17 protein-coding genes and 3 pseudogenes are annotated in these 23,558 nt (G+C 55.0%); 9 read left to right on the forward strand and 11 right to left on the reverse strand.

What is annotated here, in order from left to right; genetic code table 11:
• Positions 1-16: 16 nt before the first annotated feature.
• A complete protein-coding gene (locus tag HBOR_RS15945) occupies positions 17-1,204 on the reverse strand; it encodes an MFS transporter (protein WP_006054788.1) in 1,188 nt (395 codons plus the stop codon).
• Between the two features lie 246 nt (positions 1,205-1,450).
• On the opposite strand from HBOR_RS15945, the gene HBOR_RS15950 reads away from it, so the two are divergent.
• The 3 genes from HBOR_RS15950 (at position 1,451) to HBOR_RS19465 (ending at position 6,136) form a co-directional block, all read left to right on the forward strand.
• The gene (locus HBOR_RS15950; protein ID WP_006054787.1) at positions 1,451-3,703 is read left to right on the forward strand and encodes an NADP-dependent malic enzyme; all 2,253 of its coding nucleotides are present in this window, start codon (positions 1,451-1,453) and stop codon (positions 3,701-3,703) included.
• A 1,122-nt stretch (positions 3,704-4,825) separates the two neighbouring features.
• Positions 4,826-5,401, forward strand: coding sequence for an ArsR/SmtB family transcription factor (locus HBOR_RS19460; protein ID WP_006054784.1), 576 nt, complete (start codon positions 4,826-4,828; stop codon positions 5,399-5,401).
• 60 nt (positions 5,402-5,461) lie between these two features.
• On the forward strand, positions 5,462-6,136 hold the full coding sequence (locus HBOR_RS19465) for a hypothetical protein (RefSeq protein WP_013440737.1): 675 nt from the start codon (positions 5,462-5,464) through the stop codon (positions 6,134-6,136).
• Positions 6,137-6,236: 100 nt separating this feature from the next.
• On the opposite strand, the gene HBOR_RS15975 is transcribed toward HBOR_RS19465, so the two are convergent.
• Together HBOR_RS15975 and HBOR_RS15980 are read right to left on the reverse strand one after the other, a co-directional pair.
• A complete protein-coding gene (locus tag HBOR_RS15975) occupies positions 6,237-7,013 on the reverse strand; it encodes a hypothetical protein (RefSeq protein WP_006054783.1) in 777 nt (258 codons plus the stop codon).
• A 2-nt stretch (positions 7,014-7,015) separates the two neighbouring features.
• Positions 7,016-7,798 carry a hypothetical protein gene (locus HBOR_RS15980; protein WP_006054782.1) on the reverse strand — a complete coding sequence of 261 codons (783 nt, stop codon included), beginning with the start codon at positions 7,796-7,798 and terminating at the stop codon, positions 7,016-7,018.
• 426 nt (positions 7,799-8,224) lie between these two features.
• Between HBOR_RS15980 and HBOR_RS19470 the strand changes: the two genes are divergently transcribed.
• Positions 8,225-9,016, forward strand: coding sequence for a helix-turn-helix transcriptional regulator (locus tag HBOR_RS19470; protein WP_013440738.1), 792 nt, complete (start codon positions 8,225-8,227; stop codon positions 9,014-9,016).
• A gap of 501 nt (positions 9,017-9,517) precedes the next feature.
• Here the strand turns inward: HBOR_RS19470 and HBOR_RS20180 are convergent.
• The 3 genes and pseudogenes from HBOR_RS20180 to HBOR_RS20600 all read right to left on the reverse strand — a co-directional run.
• Positions 9,518-10,012, reverse strand: coding sequence for a hypothetical protein (locus tag HBOR_RS20180; protein WP_006054779.1), 495 nt, complete (start codon positions 10,010-10,012; stop codon positions 9,518-9,520).
• A gap of 154 nt (positions 10,013-10,166) precedes the next feature.
• The gene (locus tag HBOR_RS15995; RefSeq protein WP_013440740.1) at positions 10,167-11,351 is read right to left on the reverse strand and encodes an outer membrane protein assembly factor BamB family protein; all 1,185 of its coding nucleotides are present in this window, start codon (positions 11,349-11,351) and stop codon (positions 10,167-10,169) included.
• Positions 11,352-11,812: 461 nt separating this feature from the next.
• Positions 11,813-11,978 (reverse strand): annotated as a pseudogene (locus tag HBOR_RS20600) (transposase); the annotation flags it as partial.
• A 76-nt stretch (positions 11,979-12,054) separates the two neighbouring features.
• Here HBOR_RS20600 and HBOR_RS16000 point away from each other — a divergent pair.
• The 3 genes and pseudogenes from HBOR_RS16000 to HBOR_RS16005 all read left to right on the forward strand — a co-directional run bounded on the left by HBOR_RS16000 (position 12,055) and on the right by HBOR_RS16005 (position 14,532).
• Positions 12,055-13,067, forward strand: a pseudogene (locus HBOR_RS16000) (alcohol dehydrogenase catalytic domain-containing protein).
• Between the two features lie 248 nt (positions 13,068-13,315).
• Positions 13,316-13,396 (forward strand): annotated as a pseudogene (locus HBOR_RS19760) (IS5 family transposase); the annotation flags it as partial.
• Between the two features lie 830 nt (positions 13,397-14,226).
• Positions 14,227-14,532, forward strand: coding sequence for a hypothetical protein (locus tag HBOR_RS16005; RefSeq protein WP_006054777.1), 306 nt, complete (start codon positions 14,227-14,229; stop codon positions 14,530-14,532).
• Positions 14,533-14,604: 72 nt separating this feature from the next.
• Here HBOR_RS16005 and HBOR_RS16010 read toward each other — a convergent pair whose 3' ends face one another.
• The 4 genes from HBOR_RS16010 to HBOR_RS16025 form a co-directional block, all read right to left on the reverse strand.
• Positions 14,605-15,558 carry a ferritin family protein gene (locus HBOR_RS16010; protein WP_006054776.1) on the reverse strand — a complete coding sequence of 318 codons (954 nt, stop codon included), beginning with the start codon at positions 15,556-15,558 and terminating at the stop codon, positions 14,605-14,607.
• A 417-nt stretch (positions 15,559-15,975) separates the two neighbouring features.
• Positions 15,976-16,776 (reverse strand): PGF-CTERM sorting domain-containing protein, encoded by an 801-nt coding sequence (locus tag HBOR_RS16015; RefSeq protein ID WP_006054775.1) that lies wholly within the window; start codon positions 16,774-16,776, stop codon positions 15,976-15,978.
• On the reverse strand, positions 16,766-19,885 hold the full coding sequence (locus HBOR_RS16020) for a DUF4350 domain-containing protein (protein ID WP_013440742.1): 3,120 nt from the start codon (positions 19,883-19,885) through the stop codon (positions 16,766-16,768). Before HBOR_RS16020 ends, HBOR_RS16015 begins: the two co-directional genes overlap by 11 nt.
• On the reverse strand, positions 19,845-20,183 hold the full coding sequence (locus HBOR_RS16025; RefSeq protein ID WP_013440743.1) for a hypothetical protein: 339 nt from the start codon (positions 20,181-20,183) through the stop codon (positions 19,845-19,847). The genes HBOR_RS16020 and HBOR_RS16025 overlap by 41 nt, the downstream gene beginning before the upstream one ends.
• 530 nt (positions 20,184-20,713) lie before the next feature.
• Between HBOR_RS16025 and HBOR_RS16030 the strand changes: the two genes are divergently transcribed.
• Positions 20,714-21,274 carry a hypothetical protein gene (locus tag HBOR_RS16030; protein WP_241432331.1) on the forward strand — a complete coding sequence of 187 codons (561 nt, stop codon included), beginning with the start codon at positions 20,714-20,716 and terminating at the stop codon, positions 21,272-21,274.
• 43 nt (positions 21,275-21,317) lie between these two features.
• Here HBOR_RS16030 and HBOR_RS16035 read toward each other — a convergent pair whose 3' ends face one another.
• Positions 21,318-22,196: a winged helix-turn-helix domain-containing protein gene (locus HBOR_RS16035; protein ID WP_006054772.1), complete on the reverse strand. Its 879-nt coding sequence runs from the start codon at positions 22,194-22,196 to the stop codon at positions 21,318-21,320.
• A gap of 110 nt (positions 22,197-22,306) precedes the next feature.
• Here HBOR_RS16035 and HBOR_RS16040 point away from each other — a divergent pair, with 110 nt between their 5' ends.
• Positions 22,307-23,065 (forward strand): CPBP family intramembrane glutamic endopeptidase, encoded by a 759-nt coding sequence (locus HBOR_RS16040; protein ID WP_006054771.1) that lies wholly within the window; start codon positions 22,307-22,309, stop codon positions 23,063-23,065.
• Positions 23,066-23,558: the final 493 nt, after the last annotated feature.

Consider the following 23,558-nt stretch of genomic DNA (forward strand, 5'->3'; position numbering starts at 1 on the left):
GAGTGGTACTACTCGGTTATTTCTTCCGAGGTGACTCAAATACCCCCTGCTGTGTGGCTACGAGGAGAACCCTCCCACCGATAATAAACGCAAGAGCAAGGGCTGCCAGCATTATGAGAGGACCAAACAAATCGGCAAGCACACCGCCGACTATGCGAAACACGATTGCAGCGACACCGCCAGCCATCGAGACGACACTCAGGATAGTGGCCCGCCGGTGGTCCCGTGTCCGGTCGTTTATGACCCCACTTTGGAAGGTTTGACTGACCCGCCAGATGGCCTCCATACTAATGAACGACGGGACAGCGAGGACAGACAGTATTGGGAGTAGCACGAAGCTGGCAGCCAACAGAATTGGGGCAATGCGGAACCAGCGATGGAGACCGATGATACGCTCGATCCGATCAGTAACCGCGCTCGCTCCGGCAGCAACGATATTGAAACTCGCATACAGAACACCGACAGCGATTACCGGAAGCCCGACTTGGTCGCCAACGACAATTGGTTGGATGAACGTTCGAGTGACCTCAACCAGTCCAAACAGGAGAACGGTATAGCTGACGAAGCCCCTCACACCGGGTTGGGTGAACACCTGCTTCAGTTCCTGCCGCGTCGTTTCGAGCCGAGTTGATTCTGCCGGAAATGGGCGTTTCATATTTGCGGTCGATGGAAACGAGAGTACGATCGCTGCGTTTCCACCGAGGAGGAGAGCAGTAAGGAGAAACGGAGCGGTGAGTGATTGGCTGTAAACGATACTTCCAAGAATCGCGGTCGCTGCCGTGGCGGCTAGTTTAATTGCTTGCCCCCGACCGTGGACGGTCGTGTATGCGTCGACTGCACCACTGTTTGCAAGGGCACTGTAGAGCCACGCATCGGCCGTTCCTGACCGGAAAGTTCTCCCGATTGCCCACGTGCCAAGGGCAAGCGCAAATGGAACGATGGTGTGGGACAGCGCGAGTCCCCCAACACCGACGGCTGTCACAAGGGCGCTGAGGAAGAGACTCCGACGGTACCCGAGTCGGTCTCCAATATAGCCGGTTGGAATTTCTGCGGAAACAAGGACAGCCCAGTATAACGCCCCGAGAAAGCCAATTTCGGAATAGGAGAGGCCACGGGCTTGGAGCAGTAGAACCCAGACGGGAGCGATGAGTCCTTGGGTTTCAGTGAGTGAATAGAGGTAATATCGCCAGCGGGGGTCTCGCATGTGTTATCACGAGGTTCGAGATAGCGTCATATGATTGTCGGGTGATTCCGTTTCAAACGAGGCCGTTCGACAATTACCCACTACAAAGCGCTCAATAATCCTCATTTAGACGCTCACGCAAGTGGATTTGAGACCAGACTTGATCACGATTGTCACGACCTCGCTCCGTCAGCGTCACAGCATGATCGCCAGTGCAGGCGTAACTAATTAAGAAAGCAGATACCATCAACAGCGAAGTAGTAATCAATGACGCTCGAAGACGACGCACGAGAGTATCACCGGCGTATTCCACCGGGGAAAGTAGAGATCGCAACGACGAAGCCAACAAACACCCAGCGTGACCTCTCGCTGGCGTACTCGCCGGGAGTCGCGACACCGTGTCGCGACATCGCCGAGAACCCAGAGCAGGCGTATCGTAACACCGTAAAGGGGAATCTCGTCGGTGTCGTCTCCAACGGTTCGGCCGTTCTGGGCCTCGGTGACATCGGCGCACAGGCTTCCAAGCCCGTGATGGAGGGGAAAGGCGTCCTGTTCAAACGCTTCGCCGACATCGACGTGTTCGACATCGAACTCGACCTCGATGACCCCGATACGTTTACGCAGGCCGTCGCGGCGATGGAGCCGACGTTCGGGGGCATCAACCTCGAAGACATCAAAGCGCCCGAATGCTTCGAGATCGAGTCGGATCTCTCAGAACGAATGGATATTCCAGTGTTCCACGACGACCAGCACGGCACTGCCATCATCTCCGGGGCCGCACTACAGAACGCCGCCGACATTGTCGGGAAGAATCTCTCAGATCTGCACGTCACTTTCGCGGGTGCGGGCGCGGCAGCGACAGCGACTGCCCGGTTCTACGTCTCGCTCGGCATCCCTCGGGAGAACATCACGATGTGCGATATCGACGGGATCCTCTCGGAGGCTCGGGCCGAAGCTGGTGACCTTAACGAGTTCACCGAGCCGTTCGCCTGCGGGGAGGACGACGGCGAACTCGAAGACGCGATGGAAGGCGCGGACGTGTTCGTCGGCCTCTCAGTCGGCGGAATCGTTTCCCAAGAGATGGTACGGACGATGGCCGACGATCCGATCATCTTCGCGATGGCGAACCCCGACCCCGAGATCACCTACGAGGACGCCAAGGACGCGCGCGACGACACGGTCATCATGGCAACGGGCCGGTCGGATTACCCGAACCAAGTGAACAACGTCCTCGGCTTTCCGTTCATCTTCCGCGGAGCGCTCGACGTTCGCGCAACCGAAATCAACGAGGAGATGAAGCTCGCTGCTGCGGATGCACTCGCAGACCTCGCCCGTGAGGACGTTCCAGATGCCGTCGTCAAGGCCTACGGCGACGAGCCACTCCAGTTCGGTCCCGACTATCTGATCCCGAAACCACTGGACCAGCGCGTCCTCTACGAGGTGACACCCGCCGTCGCGCGGGCTGCGATAGAGAGCGGCGCAGCCAGAACGGAACGCGACCTCGACGCCTACCGCGAGGAACTCGAAGCGCGCCTCGGCAAGTCCCGCGAGATGATGCGTGTCGTGATGAACAAGGCGCAGTCGGATCCAAAACGAGTCGCACTCGCCGAGGGAGAAAACGAGAAGACGATTCGTGCAGCGAGTCAACTCGTCGAAGACGGCATCGCTGAACCCGTTCTCATCGGACGGAGAGACCACATTCTACAGAAAACTGAAGAGCTAGGGTTGGACTTCGACCCGGTTGTTGTGAACCCACGCGAGGGGGAGTGGACCCACTACGTGGACTACCTGTACGAGCACCGGCAGCGAAAAGGTCTCACACGGACGGAAGCAAACGAACTCATCCGGCAAGACTCGAACTACTTCGCCAGCGTGATGGTGGAAATGGGCGATGCCGACGCGATGCTCACTGGACTGACGAACCACTACCCGTCGGCGCTCCGACCACCACTGCAGGTTATCGGCACGGCCGAGAACGCGAACTACGCGGCCGGTGTCTACATGCTGACGTTCCGGAATCGAGTCGTCTTCTGTGCGGACACGACCGTCAACCTCGATCCCGACGAGGAAGTACTCGCGGAGGTGACGAAACACACCGCGGAACTGGCCAAGCGCTTCAACGTCGAACCGCGGGCGGCGCTCCTATCGTACTCGGACTTCGGGAGCGTCGAGACCGAAGGCGTTCGCAAGCCACGCAACGCGGTGAACATCCTGCACGACGACCCCGACGTCGACTTTCCGGTCGATGGGGAGATGCAAGCGGACACTGCTCTCGTCGAGGAGATGCTGACAGAAACCTACGAGTTCGCAGAACTCGACGGTCCGGCGAACGTGCTCGTGTTCCCAAACCTCGAAGCGGGCAACATCGGCTACAAGGTGCTCCAGCGACTCGGCGGTGCCGAGGCCATCGGCCCGATGCTCGTCGGCATGGACAAGCCCGTCTACGTCCTCCAGCGCGGTGACGAGGTCAAAGACATTGTCAACCTGGCGAGCGTCGCCGTCGTGGACGCACAAGAATGACGCAAATAGAACCAATTGAGCTAACAGTGTTTTAATTACAAATATGAAAACGTATTCTCATCCATATGAATAGCCAGAAATAGAATCTGCTGAAATAAACAAATCCCGACCACAATTGTCAAGAGGAGTGTGATAAGTTTGGGGAATGGTCCCATATTTAGAGAAATCACTGGCCGAATGTAGAGATAGCTGAAAAGGATTCCCACGACAGATAGAGTCGTCTGAAGCGTAGCCACAAGAACAGGATGATTGAACTCCTCTTTGCCGAAGAATTCGTTAAACCTCGATGCAAGCTCTGATTGCATACTCCCGAATACTACCTAATGTCATGTATATTTTGACATGTTGTTGATAATTCTATTGATGACAAAAGCCGTCCAATAGGGAAGTTGAGGAGAGTCAAGGGAGGGCTGTTTAACTGGACCAGTAATATAGCATTAGTTGACGCGTTCGTTGAGATTGAGTCGGATCGGGAACAGCAAGACTCGAATCGATTTGGTCACGTGTCTGAAACGCAACTCGGCCCGTTTCTTCGCTTACTGGCTCGAAGACGAAATATGACCGGTGACCTTCCAGGAGATAGTCAACGGTGTGGTCTCTCTCAATCGCTCCCGTATACAACTGTTGCCCGATCTCTAACAGTGCAGGCAAATCCAGGGCGAGAAAGTCGCCAACGAACTCGGGAGCCCAGCCACTCCAGGATATCTCCGCTTCGTTTTCGTATGTGTTGATCCGGATTCCACCAGCAGTGATCTTAATCGCACCACTGCCGGTCGATATCATCTCGGGGCCGTCAGCAGTTACGATACTCACTTGGGAGCGTGAGTGGCGGCGTCCGCTTGTCTGCTTGAGTCCACTGGCCAGTCAATGCTACTCCCGAACGAAATTGAGACAGCCCTCTAGTATGTTCAAAGACCCGTTTTATCGTCCCCAACATACATATTCGAGGTTTTACAAGTCGTGTCATGGACCAGAGTAAACGCTGGTCGGGCTATCGTACCAAACCGTTCTCACTCGAGAGTAACATAAGAATCTCGCCCAGTACGCATGCGTAATCGTCTACACGAAATACTTCATCGAGAGCGACCGTCAAACGATGATCTCCCCCTCCGAGTCGTCGGTATGGACGAGGATGAGGCAGTCGAACTCTTCGAAACGCTTGGGAGTGAGACGACGTATCGCATCTACCGGCAACTGCATGAAGAGCCCAAAGTTCCTCGTGAACTCGCCACGGCGCTTGACAGTACGATCCAGAATATCCACTATCATCTCAACAAGTTAGAAGAAGCAGATCTGATCCAACCAGTTGATACCTGGCATTCGGAAAACGGCGTGGAGATGAAAGTCTATGTCCCAGTTCACGATCCCCTAGTGATAAGCTTTGGCTCACATGAAGATCAAGACCAGATACAAACGCTGCTCTCACGAGTGTTTGGTCTTCTCGGCGGTGTCTCATTGATCAGTCTGATTGCTGAATTTATCGCTGCATCTGCGACTAGTTCAGATACCACAGGCAGCGACGTAATAGCGGAGTCATCCAAATCCCCAGCGAGTGGTGAACCTCATACCCTGTTTGACAATCTCGTAGGGGTGGTCCTCCAGTCAGACCCCGGAGTCGTTCTCTTTCTGCTAGGGGTAACCATTCTCTCGGTATCTACCGCACTCTATCTCGCTCGTCGAGAGCCATCAGTGCGATAAAATCACTCTTTTATCATGCTGAATACATTTATTTCTGGCCGCCATACTCCAAAGTAGAGCATGAAACGAAGAGCCCTCCTTGGCAGCCTCGGTGCTGGATCGGCCCTCGGCTTTGCAGGCTGTCTCTCCGACACAGGTACACAGGACGGATCAGATGGCGTGACCGAGACAACTAATCGGACCGCATCAGGAACTGAAACAGATATGAATACGTCCAGTACACCTAACACTCCAGCATCTCTTCCGTGTCCCCCACATACGCCGACACACGACGAGGCCGTCTGTTCGCACACCGTTGATCCCGAAACGGCACAGGTGTATCTAGAACCTCGTCCATCACGAAGCACTCTCGCTGATGGACTGCCGTCAGAGCAGATCTCCCTGACGCTTCACAACCAATCCGACACCGAACTCACCTTCAACCCTTACAGCTGGACCATTCGTCGTCACTCACAGAGCGAGTGGCAGCAACTCCAACTCCAACCCACCGCAGACGGTACTCTAACACTTTCATCCGGAGAATCTCAGTCTTGGACACTGCAAGAGGTGATCAACTCGGGTCGTGAAGAGACGGACCTTAATCCGGGCACCTACACTTCCGAAATCGGTGTTCCCAATCCCGAAACAGACGCGTGGATAAGTTGTATCGCAATCATCCGACTTGATCCCTCTACTGCCGATGAAACGCCGTCAGGGATGAGTGAGGACGGCAACGATACTGTCAGTTCAGGCTAACAACCGAATACTTCCCGTTCTGGAGGTCTGAATTACGAAGTGAGGTACAGAGATCGAACCTGAGGGGGAGCTTGTATTAGAGACGAGAAAGGGAAACGAGTCAGAAGTTGCTGTCGATGTAGGAGTGGACGCTGTTCTCAGCGCAGTTGCTCACCCACTCGACGATCACTTCCGTACTCCCGTTGTTGCTACACGACACACCGTCCCAACTGTACATGATGCTGATCTCATCATCGGGGGAGGCCGACCGAGTACTCACATCAGCTGGGTGACTGGAATTGTACAGGTGAAGGAGCTCGTGGAACGCGGTCCCGTCCGCCTTGACCTCCGAGAGTTCTGTGGGGAGGTTGTTGTTGTCCTCGTGGTGGACGTCAGCGAGGCTGGACTTGTTGTCGCTGTCTCCGGCCGTCCCCTCGTATCCGACTCCGTATGTGTTGCTGTCTTGGCCGTAGTAGTCGATAATCACGATTGCGGACGGACCATCATAGAAGTCGCTCTCGTTGTTCTGGAGCCAGTCGTCTGCATCGATGAGACGGCCAGCGAGAGAGCCGCTGCTCGGAAGTGCGCTAGAGGGAACTGTCACACCAGCCGGACCCTGCGCCGTGAACCACGACTCGTAGTCACCACTTCCATCCTCGATGTGGCTCCTCCAGGCGTCAGAAACCCACGAGAGGATGTCACTCATCCGGTTAAAATCCATGTTGTTCCAGAACGGTTCTGTGCCGACGAACTGTGTTCCGATGTTACCCGACTGGAAGACTGCGTCCTGAGAGTTGATGTCAACTCCCTGTGGCACGACCGTCGCTTCCTTGACCTTCCCATCGACTCTAGTGACGTGTATCTCCTGCTCCTGCGACTTCTCCTGCTGCTGTGACATTATTACTCACCCCCTTTGATGATATCAACGTCTTTCGGCACTGCGACGAGATCGGCTTCCTCGATCTTCGAAGCGTGCTCGTCTGCGAGTGCGAGAATTGATTCAACTCGTGCCTGAGCGTAGTTGTCCCCGGACGCTAGCGGAAGGACTAGGTAGTCATCATGACCGAATACTGTCACTTCGCCGTGGTTCCGTGTCTGAACTCTGCGTTCGAGAGGAGTAGCACTCTCATCCGTTGAGTCCGCTACAGATTCGGGCCGACCAGAATCAGCCACTTCTTGCCCCACGGACACTTCGAGGTCGATACTGTCAGCACTCACTCGAACACCGCTGCCCTCTGCTTGGACGTGGACAGAACGACCGGCCTGGACTTGATCGACCACTGCGTACTGAGCGCCTAACTGTCGGTAGTTCGTGTTGACCGGTAGTCCCCGCTCTGAATTCGTGATCTGCACCGACTTGTCGACGGGGTAGTAGTCACCCCCAGCAGCTACGACAGTATCGTGTTCCCTGAAGAGTTCCACAGGCGCATTCGTCAGCGTCAGAACACCTCGGCTCTGGTCGAGCGCGTACCCCGCAGTTCCAGTTCGTGAGATTGTCGGGGCATCGGAAGGAGCCTCGTACTCTTCCTTGATTTCGACGAAGCGAACAGTACCTTGTTCGAACTTGTTGGGATCGGCGGCAGCCACCCCGGCTCCGCTACCAAGGCCGAGCGTGAGGACGCCGAGTCCAGCAGTGGACTTTAGTACGCCACGCCGTGTCTGAGTAACTTCGTTGTCTGGCATTGTTTGATCCGCATTGTCGGCTCGGTCCCGCGGCGAATTTGCTCTAACCGTTCGGAAAATAGTGAGCTTAGGGTTGGCTTACGATGTTTTCAAGAAAATCCGAAACGAAGCCACACCATTCCTCTTGCTCGATTTAAATCCCAGTAAGTTTCAATTTAGATGACTACTTGCTGAACTGGTCGAGGGGATCCCCGAATCAGTTGCCACTCTACAAGATTTGTGAACAGGATTTCCAAGACCTATTTTAGATATGATAAAAACGACAGTTCAAAACGCTCTCGCTGGGGAACCTACCCCTCAGCACGACCTCAACAGACTATCAGTAACTGAATATTTCAATAGTCCCTATAATCTATATTACAGCTAATTGTAGGTCGGGGATAGAGTTTAATATGAATTAGTGGTGACATTAGCACACATTGGAAAATGGTTCCACCAAGCCCTAGTCCGCTTGCTGAGACTCTCCAAGCACGATTAGACTGTTTACGGACAATAAATGACGACCCTCAAGAGAAGCGAACGCTCACAGACTCATTAGATATCCCGCGTTCCACCCTCGACGACATCGTCCGAGAGCTGGAAGAAAAGGGCCTTGTTTCATATAGGGATGGGGAATGGCACACTACTCCCTGGGGACAACTGGCGTGTGAGATGCATTATTCTTACTTGAACAGCATCCGGGACCTCATTAAAGCAAAACCAGTTCTGGACATCCTCCCGCCAAACCACTCGCTTAGTGAGTCAGTTATAGTTGATGCCGAAGTGAAACTACCTCATCCGAATGTATCGGGTTGTCTCATGGGAACGATTTTGGAACGTCTTGAGAAGGCTAATGACATCCGTATAGCGACACCTCAAGTCTTGACAGGGTATTACGAGCAGTTTTACCAGTATTGCTCTAACGATGAAACATCAGTAGAAATTATTCTTGATCAACAGATCAGAGACTGGTATGAATCCCAAGACTCTGAGAAAGTAAATGAATTATCCAATTGTCCATCCACTTCTGTGCGCTGGAGAGAGATTCCCTTTGAGTTTGGTCTGGTTCTACTTGACGATGAAGAAGTTATCGTCTCCGTCTTCGCCGAACATGGCATTGCTGGCCTCATCATGAATGATTCACGAGATGCAATGGCCTGGGCAAGGGACAGATATGATTCAATTAGACAAGATTCTGAGTCAACGAAGAACAGTAATAAAATCTCTGGGGTAACGTAGGCTAAAGTCAGATTTAACCGTATTTAGCAAGCTGGGTTTGGCACCATCAATTTTCTACCACCTGTTCTAAACGTTTGGTAGACTAGTTAAACGTGGAATTTGCATTCACCGTATTGCACCGCCCGGCGAACGAATAACAGAACCCCACGACTGGCTGATACAACTTACGGCTCTCCAACTCCGGTCGCTCCCGAGAGGCATTCTGTTGTCGATACAACTGCCGGTGTCGGATTGCGAGTGGGGTGATAGGCTCTACGTCAACATCAAACCGAACGCTTCCGTGAGCGAGGTTTGCCGGGAGCGGCCGAGCGATTGATCAGCGTCACGATTCCCGGAACGATTGGATTCGGCACTGAACGCCGACAAGACACGCGAAGTCATTTCGCGCTACTATCTCGCAAACGCCATCGAATTCCGTTCGGGCGTGAAGTCGTACGGAAATCAAGGATGTCCGTGATGGCGAGATGCGCTGCATCTCGAACCACTTGACTCCGGGGCGACTCAGGATTTGGACTGGTGATGAGCGGCAGAGGAAGAAGCGCTGTCGGCCCAGAGGTCGTAGCCGACGACAAGCGCCATAGCACTCGTTGGCGTAATTAACAGCAAGTCAGCAATAGGCGTGAACTGAACGCCGAGCAGCGAGACACCGAGGTACGCACAAGTGAGCAACGGTGCGCCGGCGAGTGCGATGCCAAGTCGCATATTGTCGGCCCGGAGGTAGCCAGCACCCCACCCGACAAGTCCGGGGAGTGTAAGCACGAGTCCGATAGCCTGAGCAAGAAGGCCAAGGACGTAACTCATGATTTCGTCCAGGCCCGCTGTAGTGACTAATAGGCTTCCGAACAAGATGATACTCGTCCCAAAGACGGTGACGAGGCCGGACACACTCCGTAAGTTCGACAGCGACGTACCGTCACGCTTGAACAGCGCGCCCAAACCGACAATGACCAGAACATTCGCACTGACGGTCAAAAAGGGCTGAGCTATCCGTTGCATCCAAATTGCACTAAACAGCGGTGGAGCAAACACGTACGAATCACCCGGCTGTGGTTCGGGCCACACCGCAAGCGGAACTGCGGCAATGAGCAAACAGAGGGCACTAAGACCGAGAAGCGGACCAGCGGTCCGGTATGAAGGACGCCACATCGTATCACTCACCTCCGATAGCCACCACGGTGCCATCTGGCGACACGCTCACAATCCCACCATCGAGGACCGCTAGTGATCCGACCTCCGGTTCGGCTGAATACCGCCATACTGCTTCGCCGAAGCGCGTTGTAAAGGCGGTGAGGCCATCATCCATCTGAGACGTGAATACGGTGTCGTCAGTTGCGGCAGTGACGGCTCCACCCAGACTAGTTTCTGAACACCATCGCGGCTCCGGTTGGCCGTCGTCAATACGATCGAACGCGAACGTCGCGCTGGACGCTTCACCGGGTATCTCGATTGCGTACACGCTTTCGGGTGTGACGACCGGCATTTCAAACGACCGTCCACGGTCGATACGCCACTGCTCGGTCCCGTCGGCGAGTGACCGGCCGAGTAGTTCGCCAGATTCGGTCACGTATACCGTCCCGTCGGCAACGACAGGATACCCACTAGTTTCCTCTGGCTGCCGCCAGCGAACTTCGCTAGTCGCAGCATCCAGTGCTACTGTCTGCTCATCGGTAGCGACGACGGAGCCGTTGGCCACGGCTAGCCTCGTCCCGTTGGCGTCCGCTGTCCACTGTCGCTCTCCAGTGTCGCTCTCAAATCTTGTTATCCCGTCGGCTGTCGGGACGAATAGAGCATCGCGAGTCACAACAGGGACACCCGTCCCAGTGCTGTCGGTGTTCCGCCACACAACGGTGCCGTCGTCAATTTCCAGTGCGACGACACCGTTGGCTGTCGCGAGAAATGCCCGGCCATTCGAGAGCACCGGTGACGCCGGAGCCTCTCCAATACCGACTACTGACGGAACTGTCGCGGGTGTGAGACTGCGTCGCCACTGTTCGGTCCCGTCAGAAAGCGACAACGAAACGACGCTCTCCGGAGTCGTCAGAACGACAGTTTCGTCGGCAACTACCACTGGACCCGTATCGACGTCCGCATCCGTGACAGAAGACGTGGAAACATGTGCTTTCCACTGGATCGATGGGGCTGTCGCCTCCATCTGAACTGGCGCATAGCTTGTGTTCGCGGCGTCGAACCGCGGTGACGGCCACGAACTGTCAGGGACCGTCTCAAACCCAGAGCCGACATTTGATCCAACGATATGAGATGGGTCTGGCGGGTCGCCGTCAGGGCACGACGATGAACAGCCAGCGATGCTGGCAGCCGTTCCGGTCGCAAGCATGCCAAGAAATGTTCGTCTCGACTTGGAGGGCATCAATTGTCGGTTTTGTCAGATTCATAAAAATGTTGGCGGGACTTCGCAGGTGCTGTCCAGATAGATATCACTACCAGTTGTTGCGGGTGTGATATTGTGAACTCAACGTGAGAAATGGCAGATAGATCTAGGCACGAATCCACTGTGGGGGTTCGATACACTCGCTTCCCCGAAGTTATACATCGCCGCCCGTACACTCATAAACCATATTCAGCGATACAGTATATCAAATCTGATTCCCCAAAGTTTCGGAGGATGGGTTATTTTTGCGCTTTTCTAGGGGTTTTCGTGGTTCGGACAGGCCACATCGGTGTCGCATCAACTACCGTTCTCGGTGAGACACCATCGAATGCGCAAAAACAGCCCAAAATTTGACCACTTGCAGAGTGTCGCCACTCACAACAGGCGGTCCGAGCTGGTGTAGAGCTCTAGTCAGGCGGGATTAGTGCCGAGCAAACCAACTCGACACACTCACCAGCAGTCAGCACAGGTGCATATCCATCTCCCACCGACGCCGGCTTTCAGCAGGACGTTGGTGAGCCGACAGATATTGTACAGCAGCACGGCGAACACGAAGTAGAACAGCCGGACGCGAGGGGTTCACTAGGAAGATCCAGTCATTCCTGCTGCTTCCAGAGTAACTATTCATATAAGTAACAAACGATATTAGATGCGTGTCGCAGCTTTCAGCGATTTCACTGGTCCAAATAGCATTTCGATTATCGATCGGCCAATACCTGAACCCGATAGACATGAGGCTGTAGTCGAAGTCGAGGCGTGTGCGATCAATCGTCACGACCTCTGGATTCTCGAAGGAGACTCCGCAGTGATAGATACGGACGACCTGCCATTCGTTAGTGGTCTTGACCTTGCAGGAACTGTCCAGAATATCGGTGAAGACTTACTGGTGTCGAGTCCGGTGATCGTGTAGTTCTCTGCCCGAACGTAACGTGCGGAACATGTCGCTACTGTCGGGAGGGTCCGGAAAATCTCTGTGAAAATTACTCGCTCTATCACGGAGGACTTGCTGAGGCTGCCCGGGTACAGGCTGACCGTCTCATCCCCCTTCCGGATTCCGTGAGTACGGTTGAAGCGGCCGCTCTTCCGACAGCCTACATGACCGCGTACCATATGCTTCGCCGACTAGAAATCGGACCGACTGACCTCGTGTTTATTCCCGGTGTGACTGGAGGTGTCGGGGTCGCCGGTGTGCAACTCGTAGCCTCCCTTGGTGCCCACAGCATCGGGACGTCTTCGTCTCAAGTAAAACTCGACCGCCTCAAATCGCTCGGTCTTGACTACGCAATCAAAAGCACCGACCCAAACGAGATTGAGGATGCGGTCACAAACATCGGCTCGGTTGACGGTGTACTTAACCACCTCGGAGGAGAGTACACCCAGCTTGGGTTGGATGTATTGCGGCGTGATGGTCGGATGGCGGTCTGCGGGCGGACAGCTGGTAATAAATCTGTAATCAACATCTCAGATCTATTCCTCGGCCACAAACGCATCATCGGGAGTACAATGGGAACACAACGTGATTTGGAGACCCTGATAGGACTGGTTGCAGCCGGTTCTCTCACACCTGAGATTGACGAAACCTACTCGCTTGAGGATACTGAAGCGGCGTTCGTGGCGATGCAGGACCGCGAGAGCGTCGGAAAGCTCGTTGTCATCCCCTAGTTCGTTCTAAATAGAGATGATTTGACCAGTCGTTCACTTGATCTCAGAGTCCACTAAATAAGCGATCCAGTCTGCTATGACTTTTGACTCACCACGTCGTGATAACGGAATCTAATCACGCTCTTGAGCCTGTGTTTCTTCTTGTTGCTGCTTGAACACAACTCCGGAGAATGATTTTGATGCGTGCCTTCTGTTCGGCTCTGTTGAAATCCTCAGGAAGTTACATGTTCGCCGTGTAATTCGATGAGATGAAGGCCCTCCCGAAGTCGCAGATTCTCCGGTTTACTGAGAAGGCGATCCATCTGGCACGGCGAGCTGTCGCTCGATACTGAGACTATCCAAGGGGTGGTGCGAAAGATCACTTCTCAGTATTTTACCTAAGATTGAAAAGAACGAACCCAGAAGCGAGACCGCCTGCAACAGCCGGAATAATCGATTCAAGTAGACCTCCGTCAAAGAGAACTAATTCGAAAACACTCGATATTACCACCCAAACCACCACATTAGTCGTTATGAATACCCATTGGTCTTCTAAGTCAAATGAGGCCATATCTGCGAATTATGTTCCAGTCTCTAATCCGTACTGGTGTCTTCGCACTCTTCACCAACCGGCTGTTTCAGTCGATAATGTGTTTGAAGAATAGGATTTCAACAAAGCTAAAAATCCATAATTCAAGAGCACTGAACGTAATGAGAGCTATTCCCAGATTAGTCAGAGGACGCTATGTGAAGTACATCCCTTTGAAAAGACAGATAATTTACAATTACGATGGTAATATTGTCACGCTGTAAATTTCCAATTCGCCGAAATGATTCCGGTCTAACTGGAATCAGTGAACGGATTAGACTCGCCTTTGGTGATAAAAAACAACAGTGTGTTTCCCATCGTGTTCAGGTCTTCGTGTCCGATAGGATATACAAGATGAAAACCATCCTCCACAGTCTGGGACCAACTGTGATCTAGTAGGCGACTCTACGCTTCGCCCCTCTTCGGTAACCTATCTCAGTTATCCCCTATCATATCATATGAATTTCTATCCTGTTGGAAAGTTGCCCCAATAGCCCGAATCAAGGCCGAGAATATTATTTCACTACTTGACAATCAGAAAACATAAATATTTTTATGTAATCAGACACACATAACAGATGGTGTTTCACAATGCCAACTAACTTAGAAACGGTCCAGTTCACGTTCTCAGACGTCACGGGTCACGAGTACACTGACTCGGAAAGTCTCGGCGCTAGTGGACAGGTTATAGCGGCAGAGACGGCTATCAAGAGCTTCGAGATCGGATTTGAGGGCAACGACCGCGAACTCATGTCCGAGAAGATTCAGACCGATGCCGACGTGCACGGCGACACAATCAGTGTGAATCTTGAAGCACTCTTCCGCGACGCCAGCGGTCATATCGACGACCCGTACGGTGGCAATGTCGAGGTACTCGTTATTACCGAAAACGAGTAACTCGACTGTCTGACTGATTGGTTCGATTTTTTTTGCGTTAGCGTATCACAGTTATTATCGGCGGCGTGTACGTTACTCGCCTGCAAGCTCTTCGGCAGTGGTTGTGAGATCCACTAGCTCATCGACCGCCGGGATTTCTGCTTCAGCATCGGTGAGAACCTCGATACGCTGCGCAATCTTATCGCGGGCATATTCGACGAGCGGAGCCGAATCCGCTCGGGAGTCCCGATTTGCTTGAAGCGAGTCAGTGACGAGTGGAAGAAGGGATTGGAGCGTTTCTCGAACAACTGCGTCGTCAACACCGTCCTCGTGAATGAGGGTCCGGACGCTGTGCATTCCGAAACCGACGTGGCGGCCTTCGTCAGCGCGAATATAACTGATCCCTTCGAGCAGTCCCGGAAGGTGTGGCATTGCATCGGTCGTGTTATGAATCTCAGAGCGACTCTCGCTATACCGGGCGGTGAAGCCATAGTACGCCGTTTGGGCGAGGACACTTTCAATCACGAGGTGGTAGTGGCAGAATGCTTTCGCACGATTCTCGGGCGTGTCATCGGTCACTAATCGCTTCATCGCGGTTTCCGTCCGGTCGAACAGTTCGATGTACTGGTCCGAGAAGTACCGCTCGTCAGTCGGACTTGTGGGCTCGTAGCCTCGCTCCTCGGTGACTGGACGAATGACTTCTCGCCAGTACCGATCGAAAAACTGCGTGTGTTTCGCTTCCTCATAGATCTGGCTGGCGACGAACATTTGGGCGTCAATGTCGTCAAGAACCAACGCGAGCGGCGCAAGATCTTCTGTAACGGCCTCTTCACCGGCACCGAAGAGCGCAATTTGGGAGCGGAGCAAGTCAAACTGTTGCTCATCGAGGTCGTCGGTGGTGAGTAGGTTCGTCCGATCTTCCTTAAGGAGTGTTTGAGGGATGTCTTCGGATGGATCCCAATGCCGATACACGGCATTCTTGAAGTAACCGTGTGCGAACGAGTCTGGATTAAGCCGATCCTCTCGGCTATCGTCTGCGAGCTTCATGCTACAGCCGGACTATGCAGTGCGGAGAACAACGGTGAACTGCCTAAGTAAAAAGGTCGCCGCCAAAGAATGCCGGTGTTTGATAGCTGTCGTAATTCATGGTGAACTTGCTATCTATCTTCGTCGGCACCGGTAGTACGTTCTGAACTGGGGTTTTCGCTGGGAGTTCCAAACCGATCTCTCACGACGACCGTCCGGGATCGAATGGAACGTGGCAGTGGAACGTCAACCTCGAACGAATGACGGGAGTCACGGCTGCAAACGGCTGCGTTTACGCCGGTGAAAGGTGTGGCCCCCGCAGTACGCTGGCACAGATACATGCGTTTGATGCGGTGAGTGACGACCGAGGGACTGGCCGTCAACGACTGTTGGACTCCTTCCAGACGATAAATAGCCGCATGAGGTGGTCAGAGCCAGTCAGTCTTCCCAGCGGGATAGCATGACTAGCGCGGCCACGAGTGCAACGAGCGCTGTGCCAACGGTGAATCCGGGAACTTCCGTACTGGCGGTACCAGCATCGGCTGCTTCGTTGACTTTGTTAGTCGTTGGAGCGCCTACAGCTGTCTCCTCGCTCGCGTCGTCGGTCCGAGTCGGTTCGACGCCCATCTCCGTCATGGTGTTCTCGTCGGGGCCGGTTTCGCTCGCCGTCGCTGTCACCGCGCCGGCGTTGTCGCTTTCGTCCGCACCACCGGCGGCGTCGATCACGTCGAGTGTCCCCGGGTCAGTTCTCGGATTGACACTGGATCCGTTATTGTCGTCGAGTCGGTCGATGGTGACACGCAGGCTCGTTTCGCCAGCCTGCTGGCCACGGAGCGTAACCGACCCGAGCGTCACGTTTGACGCGCCGGGTTCGACGGTCTTGTTCAGGTCGGCCGCCTTCAGTCGGACGGCCGTACCGTCGGCAATACCCTCGACCTCGCCGAGACCGAATTCGTCGGCCACCTCCGCATCGACGACTGTCGCGGCGTCGCCGTTCGTCATCTCGACTGTGAGGGCAAATCCGGCGACGCCGTCGGGAGCTTCGGTCAGCGTGAGGTCAACCGTCGTCTCCTCACCTTCCTCGACACTCGTCCCACCAGCGACGACCGTCGGATCGCTGGCAGCCAGCGCCGGGGCAGCCAATCCCGTGACGACGACCGAGAGTGCGAGTCCGGCCGCGAGCCAGCGCGTTGCCGTTCGCACCGTCCCGACATCAGGCATCGTCGCGTCAGATCTCATCGAACAGCGTGTTGATGTCGTCGAAGTCAACGCGACCGTTGCCGTTGAAGTCGAACGAGTCGGCGTTGGACTGAACGGCGTCACTGTCTCGGTGTTCGAAGAACACCACTACATCTTCGAAGTCGGCCTCGCCGTTGCCGTTCATATCCTCGTACAGTCCGTCTCCGTCGGGGTCGGTCGGAAGGTCGTTGTCGCCGATACGGGCGATGTCGGCGACGGTCACGACGCCGGTGTCGGTCGCGGCGTCGATTGCCGAGCCGTCGGCATCGGAGTCGAGAGCATTCACGGAGAGTGTGACGCCGGTCTCACCCGCGCTCTGGAGACCGACAGACAGGGTCGCAAGCGATACGTTGGCAGCCCCGCCCTCGACCGCGTCTTCGATGTCCGAGGCTGCCAGCGTCACCGACGAGTCATCATCAGCAACGGACACCTCAGTCACCCCGCTCGGGAACGCATCTGCCACGGTCGCACTCTCGATAGATGCCACGGCCGCATCGTCAACTGAGACAGTTACGTCGAAACCGGCGAGACCGTCAGGTGCATCGGATAGTGACAGTTCCGCCGGAACAGTACCGCCGACACCACCGTTCTCAGGGAACGACACCGAGAGGGTCGGTGATTCGCCGTCGTCACCATCGGAGCCCCCAGAGCCGTCCGTGTTCGGTTCGTAGCTGTCGAACAGACTGAACGCGTCGTCGAAGTTCGTCGTGACCGGAATCGACGCGTTCCCGTTCACGTTCGAACTGCCGTCAGTGACCGCGCTTCCGAGTCGAAGGTCGGTGCCGAGTTCGGACGCGAGGCGCTCTAGGTTTGCCGTCGTGCTGCCCGGCGCGGCGGCGCTCCCGAGTAACACGACTGCACCGTCGTTGGCAGCGAAGTCCGAAAGCGCCGCCACCTCGTCGGCAGTGAATTCCGAGACGGGCGTGGTGACGATGATCGCCCGCGCGTCGTCGAGACGCTCGCTGTACGCGGTGTTGACCTGTTCGAGGGTGAGGCCGACACCTTCGAGATAGCGCTGGTAGTACGCTGCGTCCTCGCTGGACAGTGCGTAGCCAGCGCCGAATTGGCCGTGTCCGCCGTCGATGAGTACATCTCCGTTCTTATCGGAGAGAGAGTCGATCAGGTTCGAGAGGAACGTGAAGTTACCGTAACCGCTCGTGTCGGCAGCGAATCCTTCGTCGGCCTCGTAGCTCTCATCGATAAACGGCGAGCCGACGAGCGCGACGCCAGCGTCGGCATCAACCCCGACGAGCGGAGTGCCGTCCTCGCTCGCAACCGGTACGCGGCCGTCGAGCGAGGCGGAACCGGTCACTGCGGCAGCATCGGGGAAGTACAATTCCTGAACCGCACTGTTTCGGATTTCGGCAGCCGTCGAGATATCGCTCTCGTTCCAGAGACCGCGCCCTTCGGTGCGGGCTGTATGTTCTAAGTCCCAGAACTCGTCGTGACGGGAGAGCGTGGAACCATATACCCGCGCGAGTCCGTCCTCGATCATCTTCGCGTTGTACGTCGTATCGCGGTTCCCGTCGCCAGTCGCATCGTAGTCAGCGTACGCGAGCACGCGGTCGAACGGATCCCTGACACCCTCGTTCTCATCGAAGTAGATCTCGATGGTTTTACCGGAGAGTTCCTCCTCGGCGACCGATGTCGCCTGATTCGCCCAGTTGACGAGGTAGGGGTACTGTACGTCGCTACTGCTGTTGTCCTCACCGCCACCGAAGTACGGGAACGAACTGTCGAACCGCGAGGTGCTGAACTCGAAGTTGCCCTCGCTGTCCACGACCTGCGCGTCGTTGAAGCGGAACGGAGCCCCCGCCGCGTCGAGGATGTCGTTCGACGCAGTGGTATTATCATAATCCTCGTAATCGGACTTGCCCATCGCGTACACCGCTCCGCCGTCCTCGACGAACGTCGTGAGCGCGCTGAGTTCGGTGTCGGAGGGTTGCTGAGGCTGGCTGCAGACTACGAGATCGATCCCGGAGAGGTCGGCATCCAGCGAGTCAACGGTGGACACGGTGTAGCCGGCACTCTCGGCGTTCGATACGAAGTTCGAGAAGCTGTCGAATCCGTCGAACTGCCCGTTGTCGTACCAGGCGACGGTCGCGTCGCCACCGGTCAGGTCGTCCCACACGTTCAGGACGAAATTCGAGGCGTCCGAGTCGAGACTGGCGTCGTTGACGAGAGCGGAACTGACCGCCGCAACGTTGCCGTCGATTGCCGCGAGCGGAATAGCCGAATCGGGATAGGTAACAGCGTCGCCGTTGCCGTCCTCGTCGTTCACTGCCGAGCCTTCAGGTGCAAGCACCGCGGTCGTTTCCCCGTCGGTGTACGGTGATCCGTCAGCGGCCAAGAGGGTGGTCGCCGAGTAGAAGTTGAGCGTTGAAACCGACCGCACCCCGTCAGTCGTTTCCTCGTAGGAGAGTCCCTCCCATTCCTCGGGTCGCTCGGCATCCGAAGCACTGGCCGACTCCGGCGTGTCGATGCCGAGGACGCGGATCGACTCTTCCGTGCCGTCGTCGAACTCCACGTCGAACGTGTCACCGTCGGCAACGGAGATCACATCGACGGTGTACCGCTTGCTCGGATCGAGTTCCGACCCGGAGCTGATCCCGTCCCGGTCTTCGAAGTAGGGGAACTCATCGTTGAACTGGCTCGTCGTCGGGACGTAGTTGACGCCAGTGTTGTTCGTCGCGTCAGTGACCTGCGCGTCGTTGAAGCGGAAGGAGAGCCCGAGTTCCGAGGCGATCGTGTTGAGGTTGTCAGTCTCGTCGAAGTCGTCGAAGTCGGACTGGTGGTGAAGAAAGACAGCACCACCCTCGGCGACGAACGACGAGAGCGCGCTGAGTTCGGCATCAGAGAACGCGTCAGACGGTGACGTGATGACGACTGCACTCGCCCCGCTGAGGTCGGCCGTCAAGTCACTCGTCGCCTGCACGTCGTACCCGTTCGATTCGGCGTACGTCTCGAACGCACTGAATCGAGCGAGGTTGTAGTACTGACCGTGTCCCTCGTCCCAGAGTACTGTCCCACCGTCAGCCAAGTCGTCCCAAACGTTCAGGATGAACTCCTCATTGCCGGTCGAAAAGTCTTGGTCGTCGTCGACCAGCATCGTCCCCGAAGCCGGCGACAGAGCCGTCAACACCGACTAGAGGGATCGACGTTTGGGGATAGCTGACCGCGTCGCCGTTTTCGTCGGCGTCGGTTATCGACGCCGAGTCCTCCGCCCACACTGCGATCACCGAGTTATCGGTGAGTTGCTCTTGGGAGGCGTCGAGCAACGAGTTCGTCGAGTCGAAAGCCAAGTCCGAGATGGTAGTTGCGTTCTGAGTCGTCGTGTCGGATGCCGCACTCGCAGTTCCGCTGATTGAAGCGGCAGCGAGCGTTGCAAGGAAGGTTCGTCGCCTCACGTCTTTGACCCTCGGCCGTAAAATAATTAAATTAACTAATTAATGTAAATAGACATATAGTGTCAATCATTAATACGGACCGCAACGTTCGACCGAAGAAAGTATCTTAAAAACTCGACTGCTCTCAGTAGTACATACCAGACGGTTGAACAGGGTGAAGTAAAAGTATAGGAATAAATTCGAGTCAGCCGAAAACTGAGAATACGGACCAGTGTCATCGCCCAGTAGTCAGCGAACGCGCAGCGGTAGTCCGGTGAGAAACCATAGTACTCCTCACAGCAGGAACACCACAGTACGAGAGACTAAGCGCTGATTCTTGGCGTGCCTGACTGCAGTCCCTAGTTGTGGATCACAACACCGAAAGAGAGAACGAATACACACTATCTATTCGGGACCAAAGACAACAAAATACGGGCAGCCTGACGATTTCGATTGCCTGTGTGAACGAGAACAGTGCCGGAAAATCGTCCCGAAGCATTTCCCAGATAAGTGTCAAAGGAAATATTTGTGTGGAGGCACTTTTCATCTATATGAATTGGAACAGTAACCTCAAGACGACGTTCGGAAAGCGCGCAGACGAACCAGTAGTCGTCTCGACGTTCGCGACGGTCATAACCGGCGTCCTGAGCGCTATCTGGTTTCTCGCAGGGAGTGCTTGGTTCTTCCACGAAAGCACAGTACAGCTCCTAACGTGGACCGGAGCTGGCGTGGTAGCACTGCTTGGAGTATTGTACATCATTAGTGTCGCTAGCGCTAGCGTGAGTGCGTACATTTTGTGGCGCTTGTTCGCCTCCGAACACAACTGGAGCTATCTCCGGGGTGGCAGCGTTGGACTTGCGATGGGTGTGCTGTGGCACGTAATAACCGGGTTCGGGTGGTTTATCGTGCTTACCGGTGTGTACAGTTACCTTTCGATGCACGGAGTCACGACAATCTCGCTGTTCGAACAGGGAACCCTCCTCTACAAAATCACAGCAGGGTGGTTCTCGATAGCGCTCCTCAGCTTCTGGCTCACGTTCGGACTACCGGTAATTGTTGGAGCCGGGACCGGTCTCGGGTTCACTTACTGCCATAAGAGCACTGCGGAGTGAAACTAGAGAATCCAATCAACGACGCCCACGGACACGAGAAGCGCTACCGACGCCAGTAATCGAGGACAGCACAGGACTCGTCCAGTTCGAAGACGAGCGGCCGATCACCAAGATCGATAGTAAGCCGGACCGCTGGTGAGTCACTGGTACAGCAGACGACGTCAGCCACTCTCGCTAGATCGTGCGGTCCGATCTGGGCGTCTGCCAGTCCGAATCCGTGGTCTGCGTACAGAGTTTCGACCGCGGGGTGTCCGAGAACTGTATGAGCGACCGGGATCGGATACGACAACCAGCAGGTATCGCACGCGGCAGTTGCATACGGAACATCGTCGAGAAGGTACGAATCCGGAACAGATTCCCGCGGAAACGAGAGACCAGCAGTACTCCAGCAATGTGGACAGACTCCGTCCTGAAGGAGTCGCACGTCGCAGGCGTGTTTACGAAGCGAGAGATCGAGAACGTCTTCTATCGTTCGGCCAGTTACCGCCCGGGGTGGAACCGGATAGGCGATTGCAGCGCCGTGGTCCGGACAGCCGACGTACAGCAGGTGGTCCTGATAGGTTATGACGAGTGACTGCTCGCAGTGTGGGCACTGGTACTCAGTCTGCCGTCGATCGACAGTTACTGTCTCACCATCATACGTCCCCGCTCGAATCGCGGACACGATTTCGAGGGCAGCAACTCGCGGCCGGTATTGTCCATCGATCTTACGAACGAGTTCGTCTTGCAACGCATCCAGGTGATAGCTAAACCGACTGGTGTCTGCAACGCCGACTCGTTCGCGCAACTGCGAAAACGAAAGCCACCCAGACGACCACGCCTCGTCGTACTGGTCCGCAAGCGCGAAGAGGATTTGAACACGTGTCTCATCTGTCAACGCCGCATACGTGTCGTCGTACGAACTGCCACCTAAATCCGCCATACTCCAGATTTCTGATTCTGCATGGTACGTGTTCCGATTTGATATGTCAATTACACAACTTAATAGCCATCCAGATAACACTTACAACCGGATAGAGAGAGTCCACGAGTATGTCAGACTCAGTTTCGACACCCACCGCAGACGTTGATAACGGTGCGACTGATCGAACTGGAACTGTCCGCACTGCGACTGTGCTCGCTGGGATCATTGTCGCTGCGCTAGTGGCAACCGTCGCAGCGACGCTGGCAACAGCCGTTATCGGAAGTAGGTTAGGGGAGACAGCTACCTTCGTTGTAGGAATCGTCGGAATCGAACTCAGTTTCATCGTCGTCGGAATAACGTATCTCCGATTTCGGTCGTCGTTTCGCCTACCCGTTCGGCCGCCAACTCGACAAGAACTCCCATACCTAATCGGTGGCCTGCTGGCAAGTCTCGTCACAGCCTTCCTCTCGCTTGCGATCACTGATGCCATTATCCCAGCTTTCGAGCTCTCACCCGGCTACACTGAGTATAGTCGGCTCGGCGATCTGACCGGAATAGGGTTCGCGTTCGGTGCGATTCTGTCGTTTACACTAATTGGTCCCACCGAAGAGTTCTTCTTCCGCGGCGTAATGCAAGGCCGACTCCGCGAAGCGTTCAGCCCCGTGAGCGCCGTCGGAATCGCTGGGGCGGCGTTCGCTCTCTTTCACGTCTACCCGGTCCTATTGCTCTCTCCACCTCTTGCCACAATCGCCCACATGGCGGCGTACTACACGCTCATGGGGATGATATTCGGTTGGGTGTACTATCGAACAGACAATCTCGTCGTTCCTGCCCTCGTTCATGGGATATTCAACGCTGTGCTGTTCACATCTGCACTGTGGATCTGAGTCGCTGAGACAGCGGTGGCCGCTTTCCCGCAGATTCGTACCGACGATATCAAAATAGCAACGGCGTAATTCGCAGTGTAGACCGCCGAAGTTGCTTTTAATTAATACTGGAGCTTCGTTGAGTAGAGTATATTCGCCAGGATCACAGATAGAATTGTCATTTTAAGAACTAATATTTTGCTTATATACACGTAATCAGCCATATAGAATTAGTGGGAATACCGATATACAGTATTTAAAACAAATATCCATATTCTGTCTTCAGATTTGACTAGATTCATTCTAGTATCCATAGAAGAACAGATTCCAGATTCAAAATGAACGATATATCAGCCAGTAAGACTAATCTAACAATGGACGAAAGTAGAGCTATCATCTCGCACCCAGACACAGTCTCGTTCCGTTCCTCCGTCTAACCATCCCGTTGATCCACCTTAGATTGAGCGAGACGGCCGGTAGCGATGAAACGCTCGACAATAAATCACGGATCAGC

Origin of the sequence: Halogeometricum borinquense DSM 11551, assembly GCF_000172995.2 — an archaeon.
Lineage (GTDB): Archaea > Halobacteriota > Halobacteria > Halobacteriales > Haloferacaceae > Halogeometricum > Halogeometricum borinquense.